The organism is Natronosalvus sp. KLKA75, assembly GCF_059736265.1.
This window is the reverse complement of sequence record NZ_CM185522.1, coordinates 571,115-593,849: the sequence shown is the minus strand read 5'-3', so window position 1 is coordinate 593,849 and position 22,735 is coordinate 571,115. Positions and strand designations below refer to the sequence as shown.

19 protein-coding genes and 1 tRNA gene are annotated in these 22,735 nt (G+C 65.2%); 5 read left to right on the top strand and 15 right to left on the bottom strand.

Translation table 11 applies throughout. The features are described from left to right. Positions 1 to 172: 172 nt before the first annotated feature. The 8 genes from AC6I65_RS02895 to AC6I65_RS02860 all read right to left on the bottom strand — a co-directional run bounded on the left by AC6I65_RS02895 (position 173) and on the right by AC6I65_RS02860 (position 11,587). Positions 173 to 1,771, bottom strand: a complete 1,599-nt coding sequence (locus tag AC6I65_RS02895; protein WP_497902583.1) for a hypothetical protein — start codon at positions 1,769 to 1,771, stop codon at positions 173 to 175. A gap of 180 nt (positions 1,772 to 1,951) precedes the next feature. Then, complete coding sequence (locus tag AC6I65_RS02890) at positions 1,952 to 3,163, bottom strand: alpha-hydroxy-acid oxidizing protein (RefSeq protein WP_497902582.1); 1,212 nt, start codon at positions 3,161 to 3,163, stop codon at positions 1,952 to 1,954. A gap of 108 nt (positions 3,164 to 3,271) precedes the next feature. Beyond that, positions 3,272 to 3,691, bottom strand: a complete 420-nt coding sequence (locus AC6I65_RS02885) for a NusA-like transcription termination signal-binding factor (protein WP_497902581.1) — start codon at positions 3,689 to 3,691, stop codon at positions 3,272 to 3,274. A gap of 74 nt (positions 3,692 to 3,765) precedes the next feature. Beyond that, entirely contained in the window at positions 3,766 to 4,992 is a 1,227-nt protein-coding gene (gene rpoA2, locus AC6I65_RS02880) for a DNA-directed RNA polymerase subunit A'' (RefSeq protein ID WP_497902580.1), read from the bottom strand. Beyond that, positions 4,985 to 7,948 (bottom strand): DNA-directed RNA polymerase subunit A', encoded by a 2,964-nt coding sequence (locus AC6I65_RS02875; RefSeq protein WP_497902579.1) that lies wholly within the window; start codon positions 7,946 to 7,948, stop codon positions 4,985 to 4,987. The genes rpoA2 and AC6I65_RS02875 overlap by 8 nt, the downstream gene beginning before the upstream one ends. A gap of 3 nt (positions 7,949 to 7,951) precedes the next feature. Continuing rightward, positions 7,952 to 9,781: a DNA-directed RNA polymerase subunit B gene (gene rpoB, locus AC6I65_RS02870; RefSeq protein ID WP_254159408.1), complete on the bottom strand. Its 1,830-nt coding sequence runs from the start codon at positions 9,779 to 9,781 to the stop codon at positions 7,952 to 7,954. A 3-nt stretch (positions 9,782 to 9,784) separates the two neighbouring features. Next, positions 9,785 to 11,359 carry a DNA-directed RNA polymerase subunit B'' gene (locus AC6I65_RS02865; protein WP_254159407.1) on the bottom strand — a complete coding sequence of 525 codons (1,575 nt, stop codon included), beginning with the start codon at positions 11,357 to 11,359 and terminating at the stop codon, positions 9,785 to 9,787. Beyond that, a complete protein-coding gene (locus tag AC6I65_RS02860; protein ID WP_254159406.1) occupies positions 11,360 to 11,587 on the bottom strand; it encodes a DNA-directed RNA polymerase subunit H in 228 nt (75 codons plus the stop codon). A 377-nt stretch (positions 11,588 to 11,964) separates the two neighbouring features. Between AC6I65_RS02860 and AC6I65_RS02855 the strand changes: the two genes are divergently transcribed. The 4 genes from AC6I65_RS02855 to AC6I65_RS02840 all read left to right on the top strand — a co-directional run bounded on the left by AC6I65_RS02855 (position 11,965) and on the right by AC6I65_RS02840 (position 15,577). Then, a tRNA-Asp gene (locus AC6I65_RS02855) sits at positions 11,965 to 12,037 on the top strand. A gap of 212 nt (positions 12,038 to 12,249) precedes the next feature. Then, positions 12,250 to 12,657: a group I intron-associated PD-(D/E)XK endonuclease gene (locus AC6I65_RS02850; protein ID WP_497902578.1), complete on the top strand. Its 408-nt coding sequence runs from the start codon at positions 12,250 to 12,252 to the stop codon at positions 12,655 to 12,657. 152 nt (positions 12,658 to 12,809) lie between these two features. Beyond that, the gene (locus AC6I65_RS02845) at positions 12,810 to 14,927 is read left to right on the top strand and encodes a bacterio-opsin activator domain-containing protein (protein ID WP_497902577.1); all 2,118 of its coding nucleotides are present in this window, start codon (positions 12,810 to 12,812) and stop codon (positions 14,925 to 14,927) included. Between the two features lie 197 nt (positions 14,928 to 15,124). Beyond that, entirely contained in the window at positions 15,125 to 15,577 is a 453-nt protein-coding gene (locus tag AC6I65_RS02840) for a DUF7382 domain-containing protein (RefSeq protein ID WP_497902576.1), read from the top strand. On the opposite strand, the gene AC6I65_RS02835 is transcribed toward AC6I65_RS02840, so the two are convergent. From AC6I65_RS02835 to AC6I65_RS02805, 7 genes are all read right to left on the bottom strand, one after another. Next, positions 15,564 to 16,310: a protein-L-isoaspartate O-methyltransferase family protein gene (locus tag AC6I65_RS02835; protein WP_497902575.1), complete on the bottom strand. Its 747-nt coding sequence runs from the start codon at positions 16,308 to 16,310 to the stop codon at positions 15,564 to 15,566. The two genes, AC6I65_RS02840 and AC6I65_RS02835, sit on opposite strands and share 14 nt — an antisense overlap. 62 nt (positions 16,311 to 16,372) lie before the next feature. Further along, entirely contained in the window at positions 16,373 to 17,314 is a 942-nt protein-coding gene (locus tag AC6I65_RS02830; RefSeq protein ID WP_497902574.1) for a class I SAM-dependent methyltransferase, read from the bottom strand. A gap of 81 nt (positions 17,315 to 17,395) precedes the next feature. Further along, positions 17,396 to 18,046 (bottom strand): protein-L-isoaspartate(D-aspartate) O-methyltransferase, encoded by a 651-nt coding sequence (locus AC6I65_RS02825; RefSeq protein ID WP_497902573.1) that lies wholly within the window; start codon positions 18,044 to 18,046, stop codon positions 17,396 to 17,398. Between the two features lie 77 nt (positions 18,047 to 18,123). Then, positions 18,124 to 18,789, bottom strand: a complete 666-nt coding sequence (locus tag AC6I65_RS02820; RefSeq protein ID WP_497902572.1) for an HVO_0476 family zinc finger protein — start codon at positions 18,787 to 18,789, stop codon at positions 18,124 to 18,126. Between the two features lie 332 nt (positions 18,790 to 19,121). Beyond that, complete coding sequence (locus tag AC6I65_RS02815; RefSeq protein ID WP_497902571.1) at positions 19,122 to 20,072, bottom strand: aminopeptidase; 951 nt, start codon at positions 20,070 to 20,072, stop codon at positions 19,122 to 19,124. 48 nt (positions 20,073 to 20,120) lie between these two features. Then, positions 20,121 to 20,825, bottom strand: coding sequence for a MinD/ParA family ATP-binding protein (locus tag AC6I65_RS02810; protein ID WP_497902570.1), 705 nt, complete (start codon positions 20,823 to 20,825; stop codon positions 20,121 to 20,123). Next, entirely contained in the window at positions 20,822 to 21,508 is a 687-nt protein-coding gene (locus AC6I65_RS02805) for a DUF7857 domain-containing protein (RefSeq protein WP_497902569.1), read from the bottom strand. Before AC6I65_RS02805 ends, AC6I65_RS02810 begins: the two co-directional genes overlap by 4 nt. Positions 21,509 to 21,754: 246 nt before the next feature. On the opposite strand from AC6I65_RS02805, the gene AC6I65_RS02800 reads away from it, so the two are divergent. After that, a complete protein-coding gene (locus tag AC6I65_RS02800) occupies positions 21,755 to 22,669 on the top strand; it encodes an AEC family transporter (RefSeq protein WP_497902568.1) in 915 nt (304 codons plus the stop codon). Positions 22,670 to 22,735: the final 66 nt, after the last annotated feature.

Sequence of the window (22,735 nt, the reverse complement as noted above, 5' to 3'; positions counted from 1 at the left end):
GACGAAGGCACTTAAGCATCCCCTTTTGCTTCCGGGAGAAACGCCTCGAGAGCGCTTTATCGAACCCCATCGAGAGATCTGAGGGCGTTTCGTGGTCTCGAGTTACGGGCTCAGCGCGGTCTATGGTCACTCGGCGGCGTAGAGAATTCCGTACGCCAGTCTCGAGAGTCGTTCAGGCGTCGTCGCCGACGCGGGTTCGTCCGAGTAGCAGTGACGAGACAACCAGAAGGGCGAGGGACGCGCCGGAGGCGGTCATCCCCGGCATTTCGTCGTCAAGTTGGCGGGTTGGGTCGGATGCGTCCCCATCGCCGTCGGCGTTTTCGGTCGTCTCGCTCTCGTTCGTCTCGTCTCCGCTTTCGCGTGCTTCCTCGCCTTCCACTTCCGCTTTCTCCGTCGCGTTGGCGTGTCCGGAGTGTGAAACCTCGAGTTCGTAGTCGACTTCGGACGTGCCGACGTTGTACACCTGCAACAGATGAGTGTCGCTGGATTCGACATCGGATAGGTCGAGGGAAACGGTGCCGTCTCCGTGTTCGCCGGTGGCGAGTTCCTCGGTCGCCGAGTCGAAGAGCGTTACCTCGAGATCGGCCGCGTCGTCGGACGTGATCGTCACCGAGAGGTCGTCGCCCGCGTTCAGATCGATCATGAAAATGTCGAAGTCCATCCCGTCGACCGTTCCTTCGAACGATCCGTTCTCGAGGACGGCCGGGGTTGGTTCGTACAGGACGCTGAGATCGGTTTCGGTCGCCGTCTCGCCGCGGTTTTCGACCGCGACTGTGTACGTCCCGTCGGTGGGTGCGCCGACCACGTTGACGGCCCGGTAGTCTCCGTCTCGGACGTCGGTCCCTACGGCGGACCCGGACGGGTCGGTAACCATCACCTCGAGGTCGGTGCCGGAAAGCACGCTCACGGTGAAGAGGTCGCCGGTTTCCAGTTCGGCATCGTAGGTAGCCGTCTCACCCTCCTCGAGTTCGAGACCAGGGAAATAGCCGTTCTCGAGCGGATCCGGAACTTGCACTCTGGACGGATCGGATTCGAACTCGTCGTAGTAGACGTCGAGGACGAACGTGGCCGCCGTCTCGCCTCGGTTTTCGATCTCGACCGTGTACGTCCCGTCGGTAGGTGCGCTAGTGAGGTCCGCCGCGTAGAAATCGTCGTGCGGGAGCGATTCGCCGACCGCCGATCCGTTCGGGTCACGGATCGTCACGGCAATGTCGGCGTCCGAATCGAAGTCCGCCATAATCGAGATGAAATCGTTCTCGGTGAGTTCGGCCTCGTAGGTGACCGACTGGCCCGCCTCGAGTTCCTGTCCCTCGTAGGTCCCTTCCTCGAGTGGGTCAGGCACGTCGGCGGTCGACGACTCAGAGCCAGTCTCGGAGTCGCTGTCGTGGTAGACGTCGAGGGTAAACGTCGCTGCCGCGGAGCCTTCGTTCGCGATTTCGACGGTATAGGTGCCGCCCTCGTCCACCGACAGAAGTTCGGCGACCTCGTACTCCGTGTCACTGAACGTCTCGCCGACTACCGTCCCGCTCGGGTCACGAATCGTTACTCGGAGATCCGTCCCGGCTTCAAATAGAGCAACAGCCGCGAAGTACTCGCCTTCGGAGAGTTCTGCGTCGTAGGTGACCGACTGGCCCGCCTCGAGTTCCTGTCCCTCGTAGGTCCCTGCCGCGATGGGGTTCGGAACCTGATCACCCGCGCCCGAGTCGGCGACAGCAGTCGTTCCGACGGATGAAGCGCTGACCGCGGCCCCGCTCGTCGTCGCGAGAAGCAACACTGTGACGATAGTTACGATCGTAACAGATCGGCTATTTCTCTTGAATTTCTGTAATACAGACATTCTTTCCTGGGCAAAAGACCCGACCGGACGTATTTTACTGTTGTGCCCGATTTGCCCGCGAAATCGTCCCGGTGGCGAATTTCTCTGGGTGCGTATGAATCAACCACACCGCCGTCACTCGAGTTCGAACGAACCGCCGGCGGGGACGATCGACGATCGGTCGAGTTCCGCGACGGACGCGTGACCCGCCAGCCCGAGTGTCAGGTCGAGGTCCGCCAGGAAGTTTCGACAGACTTCCCGAACCCCGTCTTCGCCGTCGACCGCGAGTCCGTAGACGTAGGGCCGCCCGAACAGGACCAGCTCGGCACCGAGAGCGAGCGCCGTGACGGCGTCCGCACCGCGACGGATGCCGCTGTCGAACAGTACCGGGGCGTCGCCGTACCCCCTGTCCGCCAGTCGGTCGACCACTCGAGGGAGTGCCTCGATCGCGGGGAGCGCGTTGTCGACCTGACGACCGCCGTGGTTCGAGACGATTACACCGTCGGCGCCGGACTCGAGCGCCAGGATGGCGTCGTCCGGGTGGACGATTCCCTTGACGAGGACCGGCAGGTCGGTGAAACCGGCGAGCCACTCGAGGTCGTCCCACGTGAGCGAGGCGTTGCCGAAGACGTCCACGAATTTCATGACCGCGGCGTCGGGGTTCTCCTCGGGCGGATCGGCGAGCAGGTCCCGAAACGCCGGATCCGAGAAGTAGTTCGCGACGCCGTCGCCGTCGAGGAAGGGGAGGTACGCCTGTTCGACGTCGCGCTCGCGCCAGCTGATGATCGGCGTGTCGACGGTGACGACCAGCACCTCGTAGCCCGCGATTTCCGCGCGCGAGACGAAACTTTCCGTGAGGTCGCGATCTGAACTCCAGTACAGCTGAAACCACGCGGGCGCGTCGCCGGTTGCCACGGCGACGTCCTCGAGCGTCTCCGAGGCGGCGGTGCTCTGGACGAACGGCAGACCGAGACCGGCGGCCGCCCGCGCCGAGGCGAGTTCCGCCTCCTCGTGGAGGATCGACTGAACCCCAATCGGTGCCAACGCGACCGGCGCGGGGTACGTCTCGCCGAACAACTCGACCGAGAGGTCCCGCGTAGCGACGTCCCTGAGCATCCGCGGGACGATCCGCCACTGCTCGAACGCCGTCCGATTCGCCGCCTTCGTTCGTTCGGCCCCGGCGCTTCCCGCGACGTAGCCGAACGCTTCCGGCTCGAGAGCCGCCTCCGCGGCCGTCTCGAGCGCCTCGTAGGACGGCGGCAGCGATGGCGGCTGTCCGGCGAACATTCCCTGCGTGTAGATCTCGATCAACCGTTCCCGTCCGTAGGTTGGCCCGTCGTCGGTCATGCTCGTCGATCTGTCACGAACGACCGTATACGTTCGGGGCTTCTCGAGGAACGTCGATATCAAGGCATCCTCGAGGTGAGGAGAAACGTAGCACCATCACGCGGACGCTCAGGCTAACTGCACGTCGTCGATCCCAAAGTGACGCTCGGCGAGCGTCCGCGCGTCCTCGATTCGTCGGCCGTCGGTGCCGATGGCAACCCCGCGGTCGTCCTCGGGCACCTCGACGTAGGCGACCGTCGTGTTGTTCTCGCTGATCGTGACGTTGCGGACCGCCGCGGGCGCCAGCGCGTTCGCCACGAACGCTTCGGGATCGCTCGAGCCCTCGGCCAGCCGCACGGATCGCCCCGTTCGGCGCTCGAATTGCTGGACGTGCTGTCCGCGGGCGCCGACTGCCTGCCCCATCGTCCCCGGGGGGACGACGATTACCAGGCGGTCCTCGAAGACGAGACAGTCCTGGCCGGAGATTCCGGAGACGTCCTCGAATCGGGCGATGAACTGGCGTGCGTCGTCCTCGAGGGTGATGGTCATCTGGGTGTAGAGAAAACGAGTCGGTAGTCGGTCAGTTCGTAGTTGGGAGTCGGTGCTGGTACTCGGTACTCGGGTCAGTCCGCCCGATTCGGCGACGATCCCATCCGCAGGTCGACGTCGCCGGTACCGAGCTTGATCGGCTTGCCGACGATGACGTTCTCGGTGACACCGTCGAGTTCGTCGATCTCGCCGTGGATTGCGGCGTTGAGCAGGTGGTTGACCGTCACCTCGAACGCTGCGCGGGCGAGTACGGAGTCCTTCGAACCCGAGATGCCGTGACGACCGATCGACTCGATGGTCCCCTCGTTGGTCATCATGTCGGCGACCAGCATCAGGTGGCGAACGTTCACGTCGTCGAGCCCCTGCTCGGCCAGCGTGTTGTTCGTCTCCTCGATGATCGCCTCGCGGGCGGCCTCGATGCCGAGGTTGCGGTGAATCTCGTGGATGTTGTTACAGGTCGTCCGCGAGGCGTCGACGCCCTCGATCGAGAGCACGTCGCCGAAGGCCGACCCCTCGGTGTAGAGGACGAACTCCTCGCGCTCCTCGACACCGTCGTCGGTCTCGACCTCGAGGTCCTCCCGGCGGATGACGACCCGCGAGATGTCCTCGATCCCCTTGAACGTGATGTCACGAAGCTCCTCGACCAGCTGGAGGAGGTCCCGGTAAGACGGCTCCTCGGGGCCGAACTCGATCTGGGTTCCCTGCTGCGTCGTCGACACGCCCAGAGAGTCCTCAATGATCTCGGCGACCTCCTCGGCCGTGATGAGTCGCTCCTCGAGCGTGTCCTGGTTCAGGTCGATCTGGACGCGCATGTCGGCGACGTTCGTCGACACGTCGCCCAGCGCGAGAATCTTCGTCGCCTCGATGTTCCAGACGACTTCGTGAGCTTTCTCGCGTTCGGTCGCGTACTCCTCTGTGAGGTGAACCTGCATCGTCGGCGTGTCCGGCGTCTTCCGGGCGTCGACGAGTTCGATCAGTCGGGGCAGTCCCTGGGTGACGTCGATCTCGGCGACCCCTGCATAGTGGAACGTGTTCATCGTCAGCTGCGTCCCGGGCTCCCCGATGGACTGGGCGCTGACGGTCCCGACGGGGTCGAGCGGGTCGACGCGCGTCTCGACGTACTCGGTCTCGACGGCGCTGACGATATCCTGGGCCTGCTCGATCGTCACGTCTCCTTTGTCCTCGAGCACTGCGTAGACGCGATCCTTGAGCCGTCGCGGGAGTTCGCTATCCTCGACGATGACGACGGCGTCGTCGTCGACGTCGTAGTCCTGGACGAAGACGTTCTCGGTCTTAGTCATCCGAGCTCACCCCCTCGGGCTCGGCAACTCGACGACTGTCGGCGTGTTCCGAGAGGTTCGTCTCGATCCGCTTCCCGGAGAGGAACGCCTTGCGGTCGGCCTCGGAGTCGAACTCCTCTTCGAGCACCGTCTCGGCGATGCCCTCGACGTCGACGTCGTGGTCGTCGTCGTAGGCCACCTGTACTGGCGAGGTGCCGTCCTCGCCGAACTCGAACTGCACGATGGTGTCGCCCGTGTCCCGGACGGTACCGTCGTACTGCGCCTCGAGTTCCGAGAGCGCGTTGATTAGCCGACGCTGGAGGTAACCGGACTTCGAGGTCCGGACTGCCGTGTCGACCAGCCCCTCGCGGCCGCCCATCGCGTGGAAGAAGAACTCCCGCGGATCCAGGCCGACCGTGTAGGAACTCTCGACGAAACCGTGAGCCTCCGCCGAGAGGTCGTTTTGCTGGTAGTGGCTCAGGGTGCGGTTCTCGTAGCCGCGGTTGATCCGCTCGCCACGAACTGCCTGCTGGCCGACACAGCCGGCCATCTGGGTCAGGTTGAGCATCGACCCACGCGCCCCGGACTCGGCCATGACGACCGCGGGATTGTCGCCCTCGAAATGCTCCTCGGCGATGTTCCCCGCGTTGTCACGCGCCCGCGAGAGCGTCTGCATGATCTTCATCTCGAGCGTCTCGTCGAGCGTCCGCCCGGGCAGGCTCTCGAGTTCGCCGCGCTCGTAGGCTTCGATGAGTTCTGCGACTCGATCGTAGGCCTCCTCGATCGTCTCGTCGATTCGCGCTTCGGCCTCGGCCGGGATCGTCTCGTCGTCGATCCCGATCGAGAACCCGAAGTGCATGATCGCCCGCATCGCGAGCGTCGAGAGTTCGTTGATGAAGACACGCGAGCGCGTGTTCCCGTACTGCTTCGTGATCGCATCGACGATCTCGCCGCCGAACTCGCCGACTTCGTCCTCGGCGATCGTTCCGGAGACGAGCTGGCCGTCCTCGATGACGACGTCGTCGCCGACCGTTCCCGTGAACTCGAGGTTCATGTCGTCGGGCAGCAATTCGGAGAAGACGTCCCGGCCGGTCCAGAACGGCTCGTCCTCGTCGTCGATACCGCTGGGGTCTGGCAGTTCGTCGATCCGGGTCGCCCGGAGCAAGTCGAGCGCCTGCGTCTCGTTGAACCGGGGGTTGTCCTTCGTCAGCAAGTACGTCCCGGAGATGTGGTCCTGAATCGCCCCGATGATGTTCTTCCCGAAGCGGGGACTCAGGATCTGCTCTTGCACGCGCATGAGGACGCGCGCCTCCGCGCGGGCCTCCTCGTTCTGGAGGGCGTGCATGTTCATCTCGTCGCCGTCGAAGTCGGCGTTGTACGGCGGGCAAACGACGGTGTTGAGCCGGAACGTCTTGTACGGCATGACCACGACCTCGTGGGCCATGATCGACATCCGGTGGAGCGACGGCTGGCGGTTGAAGATGACGATGTCGCCGTCGATCAGGTGTCGGTTGACCTCCCAGCCCGGGCCGATCGTCTGGGAACTCTCGAGTTCACCTTCCTCGGACAGCCCCGCGAGCGCCTCGCAGTTCTTCTCGGTCACCTTGAGCCGGCGGCCGTCCGGCCGTCGCACGTAGTTCGCGCCGGGGTGGCTGTTCGGCCCGTTGGCGACGTAGCGTCGAGCCTCCTCGAGGTTTCGCTCGGTGACGAGCATCGTCTGGGTCATCTCCGTCGCCACGCGGTCGGGGACGCCGACCTCGTTGAGGCTCAGGGTAGGGTCGGGCGAGATGACGGTCCGGGCCGAGAAGTTGACGCGCTTCCCGGACAGCGAACCGCGGAACCGGCCTTCCTTCCCTTTCAGCCGCTGGGAGAGGGTCTTCAGGGGCCGCCCGGAGCGGTGTCGCGCCGGCGGCGTTCCCGAAATCTCGTTGTCCATGAACGTCGTGACGTGGTACTGGAGCAGTTCCCACAGGTCCTCGATGATCAGCTGGGGCGCACCGGCCTCGCGGTTCTCCATGAACCGCTGGTTGATCCGGATGATGTCGACCAGCTTGTGGGTGAGGTCGTCCTCGCTGCGCTGACCGTTGTCCAGCGTGATCGAGGGACGAGCGGTGACCGGTGGCACCGGCAGCACCGTCAGAATCATCCACTCGGGACGGGAACGCTCGGCGTCGATGCCGAGCACCTCGAGGTCCTCGTCCGGGATCGCCTCGAACCAGTCGCGGATGTCCGAGGGCATCAGCTTGTTCGTGTCCTCCTCGGTCAGGTCGATGTCGAGAGCCTTCTCGATGGCCTTGCGCTGATCCTCGCGTGGCCGGAACGAACCCGAGAGGATCTCGTTGATCCGGGTGAGTTCGATGTCGGTCTTCTCTGCGAGTTCGTCGGGCGTCGTTCGGTCGATGCCCTCCTCCTCGTTGCCCTGCATCGCACCGGCGATGCGCTGGGAGTACTCGCTCGTGAGAACCTGCTGGACCTCGTAGTAGGTGGTCGGCTTCTCGTGGTCGATGTCGTACTGGATTTCGGCACAGAACGGACACCGATCCTTCTTTCGTGCCTGCCGAATCGCCGCCTTCGTCACATCGTTCAGGTCGTGACCCAGCTTTCGGTACTCCGTGATCTGGTCGCGAAACTCCTGGCGCTCGTCCTCGGTGAGCAGGAGCTTCGAACACTCACGGCAGGTTCCCCGGAGCAGTCGCCGGATGAGTTTGGTGAAACCGACGTGGATCACCGGCGCCGCGAGTTCGATGTGGCCGAAGTGGCCGTTACACGACCCCGAGTGCTTCCCGCAGGTCTTGCACTCGAGTCCGGGGTCGATGACGCCCAGTCTGGGATCCATCAGCCCCATGTCGATGGGGAAGCCGTCGTCGTCGTAGGTGTCGGCGGTGATGATCTTCGTCGCGCTCATCTCCCGGTACTCTTCGGGCTCCATGAGCCCGAAGTTGATCGATCCGATGTCTTTGGGTGTGCTGTGTTGCATGTGTTAGACGGCGTCCTCCAGTTCGAGTCGCGGGGCGATGCCGAGGGCCTTCATCTCGTCGAGAAGCAGTTTGAACGCGTAGCTCATCTCGATCTCGTGGATGTCGGTCTCCTCGTCGCAGTTCGGGCAGTACACCCGACGTTGCTCAACGTTCTCGACCGCGCTCATCCCACAGTTGCCACAGATGTGGATGAACTCGCGGTCGGACTCGTCCAGCAGCCGTTCCTTGAGCGTCATGGCCGCCCCGTGGCCGATGAACACGTCGCGCTCCATCTCCCCAATGCGCAGCCCACCCTCGCGGGCGCGCCCTTCGGTGGGCTGACGGGTGAGCACCTGCACCGGCCCGCGCGAACGGGCGTGCAGTTTGTTCGAGACCATGTGGTAGAGCTTCTGGTAGAAAATGACGCCAACGAAGATTTCGGCCTCGATCTTCTCGCCCGTCACGCCCGAGTACATGACCTCCTTGCCCGCGGAGTTGAAGCCGGCCTCCTCGAGTCCGCCGCGAAGTTGGTCCTCGTCCTCGCCGAGGAACGGCGTGCCGTCGACGCGACGACCTTCCATCGCGCCGAGTTTGCCGCCGATCATCTCGAGGATGTGCCCGACGGTCATCCGCGAGGGCAGGGCGTGGGGGTTGACGACCAGGTCAGGAACGACGCCCTCCTCGGTGAAGGGCATGTCCTCCTGGGGCGCCAGGTGACCGACGACCCCCTTCTGGCCGTGGCGGCTGGCGAACTTGTCTCCGAGTTCGGGGATTCGTTCGTCACGCACCGAGACCTTCGACAGCTTCGAGCCGTCCTCGCCCTCCATCAGGGTGACGGTGTCGACGACGCCGGATTCGCCCGAACGCATCGTCACCGAGGTCTCTCGGCGCTTCTGTGGCGAGAGGCCGCCCATGTCGTCGGGTTCCTCGAGGAATCGCGGTGGGCTCGTTTTGCCGAGCAAGACGGAGTTCTCGTCGACGTTCGTCTCGGGGTTGACGAGGCCGTCCTCGTCGAGGTGGGTGTAGGCTTCCTCGCCGCGTGCGCCGCGCACGTCCTGGCTCGGAATCTCGAAGCGGTCCTCCTGGCCACCCGGATACCGTCGCTCCTCGCCCTCGTAGGTCCGGAAGAAGTGCGAGCGAGCGAGCGCGCGCTCGACGGATGCCTTGTTCATGACCAGCGCGTCCTCGATGTTGAACCCCTCGTAGCTCATGACGGCGACGACGAAGTTCTGGGCGGCTGGGCGCTCGTCGAACCCGATCTGCTCGGTCGTCTGGGTCTTGACCATCGACAGCTGCGGGTAGTGAAGCAGGTGCTGGCGTGTATCTGGCCGAATGCGATAGTTGGCCGACGGGAGCCCCAGCGACTGCTTGACCATCCCCGCCCCCATCGTAATCCGGGGGCTCGCGTTGTGCTCGGGGTAGGGAATCATCCCCGCACCGATCCCGAAGATCAGCGAGGGGTCGATCTCGAGGTGGGTGTGATCGTCGTTCAGGTCGTCCTCGTCGACAGCGACGTAGATGTCCTCTTCTTCCTCGGCGTCGATGAACTCGATGTAGCCGTGGTCGACGAGGTCCTCGAACTCGAGATCGCCGTCGCGAAGGGCTTCGATCTCGGCGTCCGTGATGCGGGGTTCGCCGTCTTCGACGACCAGCAGGGGACGGCGAGCGCGGCCCGCGTCGGCGTTGACGATGACCTCGCGCGTGCGCTCTTTCACCGAGACGTTGACCATCTCGCTGACGTCGCCGATGCGTCGGGCTTCGCGAATCTGTTCGGCCAGCTTCTCCGGGTCCGGGTGCGTACCCACCAGCGACCCGTTGACGTACACCTTGGCTTCTCGTTGTTGGCTACTCATGTGTTAGTCGTCTGCACTCGTTGTCGTTCGTTCGACGCCCTCGATGCCGGGAATGCCCTCGACACCCATCGACGCCAGTTCGCGTTTCAGGTCCTGTTCGTCCTCGACGTGCTGGGAGAGCTCCATCGCCTGTGCGAAGTTCTTCACCAGCCCACAGTTCGGCCCCTCCGGCGTCTCGGAGGGACAGATGCGACCCCACTGGGTCGCGTGCAGGTCTCGCGCCTCGAAGTGCGGCTGTGAGCGCGAAAGCGGGCTCCGGAGCCGGCGCAGGTGGCTCAGGACGCCCATGAAGTCCGTCCGGTCGACCAGTTGTGAGACGCCGGAGCGTCCGCCGACCCAGTTCCCCGTCGCGATGGGGTGCTCGAGTCGCTCGGTCAGGACGTCAGAGCGCACGACGGTGTTGACCGACAGGTTCCGGTTTCGCATGTTCGCACGCTCGAGCTGGTACTTCACGTCGCGTGCCAGCTTGTTCAGCGCCGTCCGGAACAGGTCGCGCATCAGGTCGCCGCTGACTTTCAGCCGCTTGTTCGCGTAGTGGTCCTTGTCGTCGGATTCGCGCCGGTTGAGCGCAAGTTCGAAACACGCCTCGGCCATCCGACAGAGGTAGTGGGCCTTGTTGATTCGGACGTCTTCCTCCTCGACACCTTCCTCGTGGAGGTGAGGCAGGAGGTAGCGGTCGATCACGTAGTTCGCCCGCTTGAGCTGGTAGTTCTTGCCCTGACCGGAGGCGACGCGCTTACCCAGCGCCTCGATGGCCTCCTCTTTCGTCTGTACCTCCGCCTCCTCGAGGTTCTCGAGCATGTACTTGACGACCTCGGGGTCGTTCGAGACCTTGTGGACGATCTCCTCGTCGGACTCGAGACCCAGCGCGCGCACGAGCGTGACGAAGTTGATCGAGCCCGATACCGAGGGGAACGACACCTCGAGCAGGCCGTTCCGGGTCCGTTCACAGAGCACCAGTGCGCGGTAGCCACGGCGCTGACTGAAGGTTTTGGCGACCTGGATCTCGTCGCCGTACTTCGTGTCGTACTCGGCAAGAATCTTGTTCGGCGCGAGGTCCTCGCTGGTCATCAACACGCGCTCGGAGCCGTTGACGATGAAGTAGCCGCCGGGGTCGGCGGGGTCCTCGCCGATTTCGATGAGCTCCTGGTCGGAAAAGCCCGCGATGTTACACTTCTCGGAGCCCACCATGATCGGCATTCGACCAATCTTCGTCTCCGTCGAGTCGACGACGCGCTCGTCGCCCTCCTCGCCCTTGACGATGCTCATCTCCATGAAGACGGGCGCAGAGTAGGTGATGTTGCGCAGGCGGGCCTCTTGCGGGTAGAGCAGTTCCTCGGACCCGTCGGCCTCGCGAACCCGGGGTGTGACGACGCGTACGTCCCCGAGATCGACGCGGACGGGTTCCTCGCCTTCCTTGTCGCCGATGTCCGTGTCGATTGTCTCCTTTTCGTCGACAACCTCCTGCATCCCTCGAGTGAGGAAGGAGTTGAACGAGCGGTAGTGATGCTCGGCCAGTCGTTCTTTCGAAAAATACTCCCGCGAGATGTCCCGTCTGAGTGTTCGATCCAGTTCCATTTATTCCACCACGAGTCGATAGACGACGGCCTGATCCGTCGTTCGCGAGTTTCGCACGATCTTGATGACGTCCCCGACCTCGGCTTCGTCGGGCAGCGCCTTGTCCGTGCGTTTGATCTTCGGCAAGTCTGTACGGTCGATGTCGTACTCGTCGAGCACGTCCTCGAGTACCTCCTCGTCGAGGATGGTGTGCTCTGGCACGAGTTCGTGTTGGCTTACGTCTACCATGTGTTGTTGGTCCGGCCTACCGGGGGAGAAGCGGCTGTCACGAGATACTACAGGGACGTATTGCTGGAAGGCATTTAACGGTTACTAAGTTGCCCCACAGGCACGGCTAGTCGGCCCGCCGGCCATCACCCGTCGCCGGCGGCGTCACATACCAGTACGTACCACACGTATCGATTAAATCCTTTGCGGAGAATTGGCAACCGTTCATCAGGTAGTTCGCTTCATCGTTCGATAGCTAGTCTGGCTCGAGGTTTCGGTTGTCTCGAACAGTTCGAACAGCGTCGAAAATCCAGAAATCGTGTTGCGTCCCGGCCTACCAAACCGTCACCGATTGGAAAGCCTTAATACTGCGACCGGGAAACGAAGAGTTGCAGGGTGCCCGGGTGGTGTAGTGGCCCATCATACGACCCTGTCACGGTCGTGACGCGGGTTCAAATCCCGCCTCGGGCGCTTTTCGAGGAACTAACCGACGAGCGGAGCGATTCGGCGTGCTTCGAGAAACACAGCGAGACGAATCGACTCGTACCCAGACGGTTGTTTTGCGGCCAGGCCTCGAGCGTATAGCGACGGGCCGGCCTGTAAGGAAACCGAGGCGGTCGGCCTACCCGTAGAAATCTCACACAGTCCAGGAGTTTTTGTACGAAAACGGGACCAGACCTCGCGTGAATACGAAGCAAACAGGAGACGAGACTGAAGCGACGATCCTGGCGGCACTGATCACTATGGGTCACTCGGTGTCGATTCCGTTCGGAGACAACGACAAGTACGATCTCCTGCTCGATACTGGTACTCGCATACTCCGGGTGCAGTGCAAAACCGGCTGGATCGAAGACGACGTCATTCGATTCAAGACGGCCAGCAAGACGACGGTCGACGGAACTGACACGGTCGTCGACTACGACGACACGATCAACGGGTTCGCCGTTCGGTGCCGAGAGACCGACGAGTTGTACTGGGTCCCGATGGAAGACGCCGGAAAGAAGAGCACCTATCTCCGGATCACGGAACCCGAGATAGAGCATCCGTCGACGAAACGGGAGTCGGACTATCGCCTCGAGAAGCGGCTGTGAGTCCGCCAGAGACGGGGACCAATGCTAATTATTTAGTACACACCAGTTTACTTCTCGATAATGAGTACTGTCGCTCCTCGAGCCAGCACGAGTCGCCCGGTTAGAGCTGGCGCTGTGGAGCCGTCACCTCGAGACGCAGAGCGTGGTCTGACGTGACCGAAACCATGCGCGTTCTGGTCGTCGACAACGACGCCAGGTTCGCCGAGTTGACGACGACGATGCTCGAGCGCGAACGTGATGACATCGCGGCGACGGACGTCTCGAGCGCGGACGCGGCCCTCGACGTCCTCGAGACCGACCCCATCGAGTGTATCGTGAGCGACTACGACATGCCCAGCACGAACGGACTCGAGTTGCTCGAAGCTGTCCGGGAACGGGATCCGGAATTGCCCTTTATCCTGTTCACCGGGAAGGGCTCCGAGGAGATCGCGAGCGAGGCGATCGCCGCCGGGGTGACCCAGTATCTCCAGAAACAGCCCGGGAGCGACCGGTTCACCCTGCTGGCGAACCAGGTCGCGAACGCCGTCTCACAGTACCGGACGGAGACCGAGCTCCGGGAGAACGAACGGCGGTACGAACGGACGCTGACGACGCTCCACGACACCACGCGCGACCTGATGCGAGCGGGGACGAAGGACGAGATTTACGAGGCCGCCGTCGGAACCGCGGGCGCGATCCTCGAGGTGCCGATCGTCTCCGCGTATCGGTTCGAACCCGCCGAAGGGACGCTCGCGCACGCGGCCTCGACGGCCGAGACGCGCCAGTTGCTGACACCCGCGGAGACGATCGGGCGTGGCGACGGGTTGATCTGGGAGGCGTTCTCGGAGGGCGAACCGCAGTACTACCCCAACGTCCGGGCAGCAGGGGTGACGGACGTCGCCGACACGGTGAGCCGAAGTAAACTCGTCGTTCCCCTCGGGACGCACGGGGTCGTCGTCGCCGGGAGCGAGCGACCCGACCGGTTCGACGAGTCGATGCGCGAGTTGCTCTACATTCTGGGGGCCAACACCGAGGCTGCCCTGGACCGGGCCGAGCGCGAGCAGTTACTACGCGAGCACGACCGCACGCTCACCGAGCAAAACGAGGAGCTGACCCGGCTGAATCACACGAACGAGATCGTTCGGGCGATCAACCGTGGGATCGCCAAGGCCTCGACTCGCGAAGAGATCGAGCGGACGGTCTGTCAGCGCCTCGCCGAAACCGACCGCTACCTCTGTGCGTGGATCACCGCGGGCCAGGAGACGCCGTCGCCGACCGTCTGGGAGGGAATCGACGTCACCTACGTCGACCGGGTTCGCGAGGACGGGCCCGCGGCGCCCGAAGCGGCCCTGATCGAGCGCGCGCTCGAGACCGAATCGGTGCAGGTCGCCGAGAACGTGCTCGACGACGAGGCGTGGGCTGACCGGCGAAAGGCGGCGCTCACCTACGGCTACCAGACGGTGCTCGCCGTGCCGCTGGTCGACGCCGAGCGGCGATACGGTGCCATCGTGGTCCACGCCCCCCAGGCCGACGCGATCAGCGAGAGCGAGCGCGAGGTGCTGGGCGAACTCGGCGAGACGATCGGCCACGCGATTCGATCGATCGAACGCACCCAGGCGATGCTCACCGACAGTCGACTCGAGATCGAACTCGAGTGTCAGGACCCGCAGATGCTGTTCAATCGGCTCGGAACGATCGCTTCCGGGACGATTACCCTGGAGGGAATCATCGACCGGGCCCAGGAGACCGTCCTGTTCGTCTCGATCGAGGAACCACCGGTCGACGAGATCCTCGAGCTATCGGAGCGATGGGCGGTGGTCGACTCCCTCTCGGTCGTCTCCGACGGCGAGGAGTCGACGCTATTCGAGGTGACGATCACGCCGACGCCGTTCGTCGAGATACTGCGAGAGTACGACGCCCACGTGACGTCGACCACGACGAGCGACGACGTAACGACCATCGCGCTGTCGGTCCCGAGCCAGATCGATACGCGGGCATTGGTCGAATCGATCCGAGACCACTTTCCGGAGACGGAGCTGACGGCTCGCCGGGAGACGACGGCGAGCGTCTCGAGCACCCGGTTCGACGCGCGCCTCGAGGAGTCGCTGACGGCCAAGCAGTTCGAGGCGCTGCAGGCGGCCCACTACAGCGGGTTCTTCGAGTGGCCCAGAGAGAGCACGGGCGAGGACCTCGCCGCGGCCCTCGACGTGACGCCGCCGACCTACCACTATCACCTGCGAGCGGCCCAGCGAAAGCTGGTTACGCTGGCGTTCGGACCTGACTCTAATTAATTAGTATCGTCATTTGGAACCGTCTAAACAGATAGAAGCTATTTTTAATGGCCCCGCGTCCATATCAATAGTTGGCGATCTGAGACAGACTGTCGCCACCCCCCCCCTTAACCCCCCACCCCACTTTTCGAAACCCTCGAGTGTCTACTGGATCGTTCAGCCGTGAATTTATATACGAACGAGCGGCCAGACCGGCCATGCGACCACCACATCGGTTCGGCGCGGACGACAGGGCGATCGAAGGACTCCCCATCAGGTTGATCATCGCGCTCGTCGTCGGCGTCGCGAGCCTGGCGATCATGATGAGCATGCTCGGCGGAATCGGAACGCTGGCCGAGACGGAAACGGACGTCAAGATCGATCCCGTGACGGTCGACGCCGGGAAAACGACGAGCGTCGATCTCACCGTCCTCGGTGACGACGGCAACACCGTCGAAGACGCAACCGTCATTGTGATGAGCGACGACGCCTGGCTGGATTCGGCCGTCAAGGGAGAGACCGGAAGCGACGGTACGGTCACCCTGCGACTCGATCCGACGCTCAGGCAGGGCCAGCGAACCGGGACGCTCCAGGTCGACGTTGTCCCACCGATGAACACCGACTACGTCGACGATCAGTCGAACACCGAAATCGTCGTCATCGAGAACTGAGGCTATCCCACTCGATCCACTCTCGTTCCCAGCCCCTTCGGGACTGGGCCCGGCGCGTCGCGTGTTCGACGTCCTCTCGAGCCGTCCGGTTGCGCTCGACGGCCCCGACCTGCTCGCCGTCGACGAGCAGCGGTTCGAACGAGACGGCGCCGAATCGCTCGGTCGTGCCGTCGGGCCGACGCGCCTCGAGGCGCTGGGGCTGAGCGCCCCGCGGATACACGATCCGGCCGCCCTCGCGACACTGCTCGAGTAGTTCCCTGGGGGGCGAAACGGTCGCCGCCTCGAGTAAAATCCGATCGAAGGGGGCGTACGCCGGCAATCCGCGGGCCCCGTCTCGACAGTCGACGAGGACGCCGCCGTACCCTGCTCGCTCGAGGTTCGCGCGTGCCTCGTACACCATCGGGCGGGCGATGTCGACGGCGTGGACGTTGGTCTCCCCGACGAGTTCCGCCAGAACGGCGGCGGTGTAACCGACGCCAGCCCCGACGACGAGGACGGAGTCGTCGCGTCGGGGAGCGAGCGCCTCGAGTAATCGCGCGACCGTGCTGGGGGACAGCACGCGCGTTCCGTGACACTCGTGGGCACGATCGGCGTAGGCTGCCGACTCGTCCTCGACGAACTCGTGGCGCGGGACGTCGCGCATGGCGACGGCGAGCGACTCGTCCGTGAGGACGCCTTTCGACTCGTGGACGAGGCCGTCGACCATGTCCTCGCGCAGTACCGCCGGGTCCATAGAAACGGTATCGCCGCGACGGTAATCAACGACTCGCTTGCTGTGGGCAACTCGGTGTCACGTCAGGCGAGCGAGCGCCGCCCAGCGACCACAATGTACGCCGTACCGGGAACCGACTCCACGGTCCACCGCTCGAGGCCCGCTCGCTCGAACCACTCGCGATACCGATCGGTCGCGTAGACGCGTCCCGCCGGCGTCTCGAGCAGGGTTTCCACGGCGGACCGCGTCGCTGCCGGCCCCTCGAGTCGTTCCGCGACGACGAGCCAGCTGCCGGGAGCGAGAGCGTCCACCGCGGCGTCGACGAGGGTTTCGTTCGCCGCTGGACCGAGTCGCGACAGCTGATCGACAGCAACGATCAGGTCGAATCCGTCAATTCCCTCGAGCGTTTCCGACAACCCATCGGGGACGTTTCCCTCGAGCACGTCCACCGATTCGTGGGCGAGGATAGCCTGCGAGTCGGCGACGGCTTTCGACTCATCGTACAGCGTGACGTCGACCCCGCGGCGGGCGAACTCGACGGCGTGGGTTCCCGGCGCACCGCCGACCTCCAGGACGCGCCGGGCCTCGGGAGCGACGCGAATCGCCGCGGTGACGAGCGCGCGGGTTGTCGCCTCGACCGCGGCCGCTGCCCTCCCGAGGCGGTTTCGCCGCTCGGTGTCCGTCTCGGTCGGCCGGTCGTCGGTCAGGAGCCAGTCGGCCTCGAGGCCGCGGTCCAGTCGGTCCAGCGTCGCGGGAAGTGACCCGATGGATCGGACGTCCGCCTTCGCCAGGAAGCCGAGCGAGCGGTTCGTGGGTTCGTACGCGCCCCCGACGTCCTTGAGGAATCCCTCGGCCTCGAGGACGTCGACGAGCGTCTCGGCTGCGCGTTCGGTCAGGTCGGTTTCGCTCGCCAGGTCGGTCGGCGTTTCCGCGGTGGTCATCAGCGCCTCGAGCGCGCCGGTTTCGCGGGCGGCGCGCAGGAGTAAGCAGAGTTCGAACGATGGCGTCGCGCGTGACTGTGACATAGTCGTCTCTGGTCGTCGATGGTCCGCGGGGTCGAAAAAGCACGCGTACTCGTTCGTTGCCCCGGTCGCTCGCCGCCTGTCTCAACCACGCATCCGAACGAACCGCACCGCCCCGCGTTCCTCGCGCTCGAGGGGGCCGTTCTCGCGCTTACGGGCGAACGTCAACGTCTGCGAGCCCAACCCGCCCTCGAGCGGAGCGAGCAGTCGGCCGCCTGGGCGGACCTGCTCGACCACCGGGTCGGGGAACGCGCGAGCCGCGCAGGTCAGGTAGGCCGCGTCGTAGGGGGCGTTCTCGGGCCACCCGTCGCGCCCGTCGCCGGTCCGAACGTCGACGCCCTCGTAGCCGAGGTCGGCGAGACGCCCCCGTGCGTCATCGGCGAGTTCGGGATCGTACTCGACGCTGTAGACGTTGTCGGCGCCGACCAGTTCGGCGGTGACCGCGGCGTGGTAGCCACACCCCGTGCCGATCTCGAGGACGGCGTCGCCGGACTCGAGGGCGAGTTCGTCGGCCATGACGGCGACCATGTGCGGGGCGCTGATCGTCTGGCCGTTGCCGATGGGTAGCGGGCGATCGACGTAGGCGTTCGTCTGCCGGTCGTCGGGGACGAACGCGTGCCGAGGGACGGCCTCGAGCGCCGACTTGACGCGGTCGTCGAGCCCGTTACGAGCGGCGACGGTCTCGGCGAGTCGTTCGCGTTCGTCGCGTCGGTCTCGGGGAGCGTCGTCGGTCATGATTTCGTTCTCGATCAGGGTCGGAGTCGTTATCGCGAGCGTGAGCGTTCGTGATTGTGGTCGCGAGCAGAAGCCGCCTACCAGGCCGACCAGGCTGTGCTCGTCTCGTCGTAGGCGTAGACCCGCTTGACGTCCTTCGCGAAGGCCATGTCGCCGGGCTCCTCGAAGCGATCCCGGTGATAGCCCTCGGCGTCGCCGCGGACGACGAACGCGTCGATTTCGAACTCGTCGTCGCCGAAGGAGTCGGTCTCCCCGACGGTGAACTCGTAGTCTCCGGGGACGTAGACGGTGAGACTCCGGCTATCCTCTCGCCGGCCGTCCTGGGGGTGGATCGTGACATTGACCGAGACGTTGTCGACCTCGCGGGTCCAGACGGTCGCAGCCTCGTCGGCCGGGGCCGACTCGACGCGTTTGTCTCCCTCGAGTTCGACGCTCGTGACCCGGACGGTCGCGAGCACGTCATCGGTCTCGAGGAGGAACTCGTCGCCCACCTCGACGGTCTCGTCCTCGGGCGTGGTCACGTTCGCGGTGAAGGACTCGCCGTCCTGGGAGACGACGACGTCGAGGGTCACCTCGCGGTCGGGCTCGGGCTGGATCTTGTGGACGTGGCCGCACTCGCCACAGCGGACGGTGAGGCTGCCGCCGCCGGGCGAGAGCACCTCGTGGACCGTCTCGAGGTCGGGTGAACACGACGGACAGGGCGTCGGGATGCGGTCCTGGTCCTGGGCGTGGGTATCGCTCATAGCACGCCTCTACAGGCTCCGGGCGTAAAAGACGATTGAAGCGGGTCGGGCGCTCGAGGTGGATCCACCGCTTCAGCCCTGCGACCACCTGCCGTGGCGCGCGCCGGGCCGCGGCGAACCGGCGGTGAGCCGCGGGTCGACCTCGTGCGAGGGATTCGCGAGTCAGCGGCGAGCGAAGCGGCTGGGGAGGGGGAGGCGGCTATGGAGGAGGAGAATGAGGCATGCGAGTCGTGACTGCTCTCGAGCGAGACCCTGGCTCGAGCGACGAGTCCGCAGGAAAATGATCCCTCGAGACGAAATCCGATAACGGCTACGGAGACGCCCCAGAACGACTACTCGCCCGTCGGCTGCCTCACTTCCTCGCCGTCGGCGTACACCGTCGGCTCGCGGAGAATCCCATCCAGGTGAATCGGTGCCTCGACGTCGCCGCCGATCCCCGCATCGTCGCCGATCGCGATGTGGACCGTCCCGGCCGCCTTCTCGTCCAGCAGGACGCTCCCGACCAGTGTCGTCACCGCGACGTTCGTCCCGATGCCCAGCTCCGCGAGGTTGTACGCTGCGTCGCCGACCTCCTCGGCCGCCGTCTCGACCGTCTCGCGGATCTCCGGATCCGAAATCCGGGTGATGAGGCCGTCTTCGACCTCGAACTCGAGCGTCTGACCTGGCTCGAGCAACCCGTGGGGCATCATGGTCCCGTCGACGACGAAGGTCCCGTCGGCGGTCTCGGGGCTGACGAACACCTCGCCGGCAGGGAGGTTCGACATCCGGCCGGGTTCGTGGACGATGCCGGTGTCCGAGAGGAACTGCCGGTCGCCGATGCCGAACGTGACGTCGGTGCCGATAGGCGTCGTCACGCGAACCTCGTCGGCGCCGTCGACCTGTTCGCGAACGTCCGCGCAGTGAGCCGCGATCGCCTCGTAGTCGGCGTCCAGGCCAGTGGTGAAGACGTCCTCGGTGATTCCGGGAAGGGTCGCGACGCGAGCATCGGCCTCGTTGGCCTCCGTTCGCGCACGGGTGTGGCTCAGGCTCTTGCTCGTCGGCGCGAGGACGACGTCCGCGTCTGCCATCGCCGCCGCGACCGGCGACGGTGGCTCGCCGCCGTGGGTCTCCCCCGGTGGGTAGCGCACGATCACCGCGTCGTCGGTGACCTCGCTCGCCACCTCGTAGAGGGCCGCCCCGATCTCGACCCGCTTGTCGTCAGTAACGACGACGCACGATTCGTCGGACTCGAGGGCCAGGCACTGTCGAACGGCAGTCTCGGCAGGTGATCGAAGATCCGTCATGGATACAGATCGACGGACGGTTCGGAAAGGTGTTCCGGACGGCAAAAATTACAGGGTTTCGACGTGTTCGGAATATCGACGAGCACGGCGTTCGATCACCCGCGAGAGTGTCTCGAGCGCGTCGAGCGCGGGGCACGCGGGCGCAACTGTGCGAAGCGGGCGGCCCATCGACTGCGCCTCGGCAACTGCGGGTCGCGTTTCGACCCGCACCGCAGGTGCCCCGAAGTGGCGCTCGACTGGATCGAGTAGGCGTTCGTCGCGACGGGAACGCGATCGGTTGACCACGACCGCCGCGAGCGGCGTCTCGAGCGCCAGTGTGAGCTGGCGGGTTCGGTACGCGTCGTGGATGGCGACCTTAGACGGCGTCGTGACGAGCACCGCCGCGTCCGCGCTGGCGAGTTGTACTCCCACGTCGCGGGCCAGTCCGGCCGGGCAGTCGACGACGACGCGGCCGTAGCGTCGGTCGAGTGCGTCCACGACGCGCGGGAGTTCGGCGAGGTCCGACGCTCGAGCGCCCTCGAGGGTTCGACCGCAGGGGAGGAGCCGGACGGGACCGGTCGAATCGACGGCGTCCAGGGGCGTCGCCCGGCCGACGAGGACGTCGTGGAGGTCCGGACCGCGTCCGGATCCGGCCGGGAGGTCGGCGGCGGCGAGGTCCGCGTCGACGACGACCGCTCCGAGTTCGGCGCCGAGATTTAGCGCCATCGTCGACTTGCCGACGCCGCCTTTTCCGCCGGCGACGGCAACGATCATCGCTCTGGGAGGTCTCGAGGAGGGTGGGTAACTCGAGATGAGTGGGCGACTCCAGAGGAGTGATGGGCTCGAGTGGAGTTGGTGACTCGAGAACGGTCCGCGGGCACGGGGGGAGAACCAGTATCGTGGCCGGGTTCGGGATCACGATCCGAATCGCGCGTGGCATCGGAATCCCAGTAGGAGCCACCGTCCAGAACCGCACCGACCGGCGCCCACGGCGCGAGCGACGCCAGGACATCGTCCGGTCGGGCCGGTTCGTCCCCGCTGTCCGCCCGTTCGGTCGATACGAGTTCAACTGGTGACTCGAGTGCTGCCTCGAGTTCGGTTCGAGCGTCGGTTCGAACGTCAGAGGTATCGGCAGTTCGAGCATCGGTTCGAGCGCCCGTAGGATCGGCGGATCCGTCGGATACCAGCGCCCGCTCTGCCGCCGCCGCGTCGTCAACCGCCTCGGACACCGGCGTCGCGAATCCGAACCCCCGGCGACGGCCGGGCTCGAGACGGGCCGTCCACTCGTCGTTCGACCACTCAGCCGTCGCCCCCTCGCCGTCTCGCGGTGCCCACGTCGGCCCGGGCACGGTACTTCGCACGCGGACGCGCTGGGGCGTCGAGTACGTGTTCCACACCGTCGCACAGACGAACGCCACCCCGGAGACGGTCGTCGCCGTCGCCTCAACCTCGACCATGGTCGCTCCTGGCGCCCACTGGTATTTAAACTCGAGCACGGTAGCTTCCCGACGATACGGTGGCTTCCCGACGGCACGGCGCTCGAGACTGGCGTCGACGATGGATCAGCGAACGATGAGGCTGGCGAGTGCGAAGCAGCGAACTTCGAGGAAGCGGACTCGAAGAAGTGGACTCGAAGAAGTGGACTCGAAGCGACTGCGACCGAGATCCGAACGATCAAATCCGTGAGTCCACTGGGGACGGGCATGGAGGTTCTGCTCCGGTTGCTGGCGTTGCTCGCCGTCGTGCTCGCCGGGGCCGGGCTCCGATCGGCCGGAATCCTCGACGCGACGCGGACGACGCGACTGAACGCCGCCACCTACTACGTCGCCCTGCCGGCCCTGATCTTCGTCGCCACCTACGACCAGGCGATCGCGTCGCTGCTCTCGCCGGCTCTCTTCGTCGGCATCGTCGCCGTCCTGGCGACCACGGCGGCGCTGGCGTGGGCCGTCCACCGCAATCGCGACTCGAGCGCCCGGCGGAGCGTCGCCGTCGTCCAGTCGTACCACTCGAACCTGGGCTACCTGGGGATTCCGCTCGTCGCGGCGACTTTCGATGCGAGCGTAACCGCGATCGCGAGCGTGATTCTCGGCATCGCGACGCTCCTCCAGGCACCCCTGACGATCACGATTCTCGTGGCGTTCAACGGGGCCGAAACGAGCGCGAGACGCCAGTTGGTTCGCCTCCTCAAGAACCCCGTCTTGCTCGCGCTGGTCGCCGGCATGGTCGTCGGCTCGGTCGGCCTATCGGTTCCGGGGCCGTTCGTCACTAGCCTTGACGTCCTAGCCACCCTGGCGCTTCCGCTCGCACTCGTCTGCGTCGGTGCCTCCCTCGAGTTCGATCTACCCGAACTCGATCCCGTCGCGACGGGCGCCGTGACCGCGATGAAGGTCGCGGTCATGCCCGCCGTCGCCTGGGCGATTTTCTCCGCACTCGCGGTCGACGACGCGACGTTCACCGCCGCGGTCGTCATGCTGGCGATGCCAACGGCCGTCTCGACGTACGTCTTCTCGAGCGAACTCGGCGGCGACGAACGGTTCGCCTCGCTCAACGTCTTCGTGACGACGGTGGCGTCCGTGCTGACGCTGTTCGTCGTGATCGCGCTCGTCAGCGGCGCGTGAACGCGTCGGCGCGTGAGTCGGCGGCGAGTGAGTCAGCGGCGATTCGGAAGACGGCGCGACGAAACG

Coding starts and splice junctions, on each gene's coding strand:
- AC6I65_RS02890 (WP_497902582.1), bottom strand. CDS start 3,163: ATGACCGACGACGGGCCAACCTACGGACGGGAACGGTTGATCGAGATC.
- AC6I65_RS02885 (WP_497902581.1), bottom strand. CDS start 3,691: ATGACCATCACCCTCGAGGACGACGCACGCCAGTTCATCGCCCGATTC.
- rpoA2 (WP_497902580.1), bottom strand. CDS start 4,992: ATGACTAAGACCGAGAACGTCTTCGTCCAGGACTACGACGTCGACGAC.
- AC6I65_RS02875 (WP_497902579.1), bottom strand. CDS start 7,948: ATGCAACACAGCACACCCAAAGACATCGGATCGATCAACTTCGGGCTC.
- rpoB (WP_254159408.1), bottom strand. CDS start 9,781: ATGAGTAGCCAACAACGAGAAGCCAAGGTGTACGTCAACGGGTCGCTG.
- AC6I65_RS02865 (WP_254159407.1), bottom strand. CDS start 11,359: ATGGAACTGGATCGAACACTCAGACGGGACATCTCGCGGGAGTATTTT.
- AC6I65_RS02860 (WP_254159406.1), bottom strand. CDS start 11,587: ATGGTAGACGTAAGCCAACACGAACTCGTGCCAGAGCACACCATCCTC.
- AC6I65_RS02840 (WP_497902576.1), top strand. CDS start 15,125: ATGCGACCACCACATCGGTTCGGCGCGGACGACAGGGCGATCGAAGGA.
- AC6I65_RS02835 (WP_497902575.1), bottom strand. CDS start 16,310: ATGGACCCGGCGGTACTGCGCGAGGACATGGTCGACGGCCTCGTCCAC.
- AC6I65_RS02830 (WP_497902574.1), bottom strand. CDS start 17,314: ATGTCACAGTCACGCGCGACGCCATCGTTCGAACTCTGCTTACTCCTG.
- AC6I65_RS02825 (WP_497902573.1), bottom strand. CDS start 18,046: ATGACCGACGACGCTCCCCGAGACCGACGCGACGAACGCGAACGACTC.
- AC6I65_RS02820 (WP_497902572.1), bottom strand. CDS start 18,789: ATGAGCGATACCCACGCCCAGGACCAGGACCGCATCCCGACGCCCTGT.
- AC6I65_RS02815 (WP_497902571.1), bottom strand. CDS start 20,072: ATGACGGATCTTCGATCACCTGCCGAGACTGCCGTTCGACAGTGCCTG.
- AC6I65_RS02810 (WP_497902570.1), bottom strand. CDS start 20,825: ATGATCGTTGCCGTCGCCGGCGGAAAAGGCGGCGTCGGCAAGTCGACG.
- AC6I65_RS02805 (WP_497902569.1), bottom strand. CDS start 21,508: ATGGTCGAGGTTGAGGCGACGGCGACGACCGTCTCCGGGGTGGCGTTC.
- AC6I65_RS02800 (WP_497902568.1), top strand. CDS start 21,755: ATGGAGGTTCTGCTCCGGTTGCTGGCGTTGCTCGCCGTCGTGCTCGCC.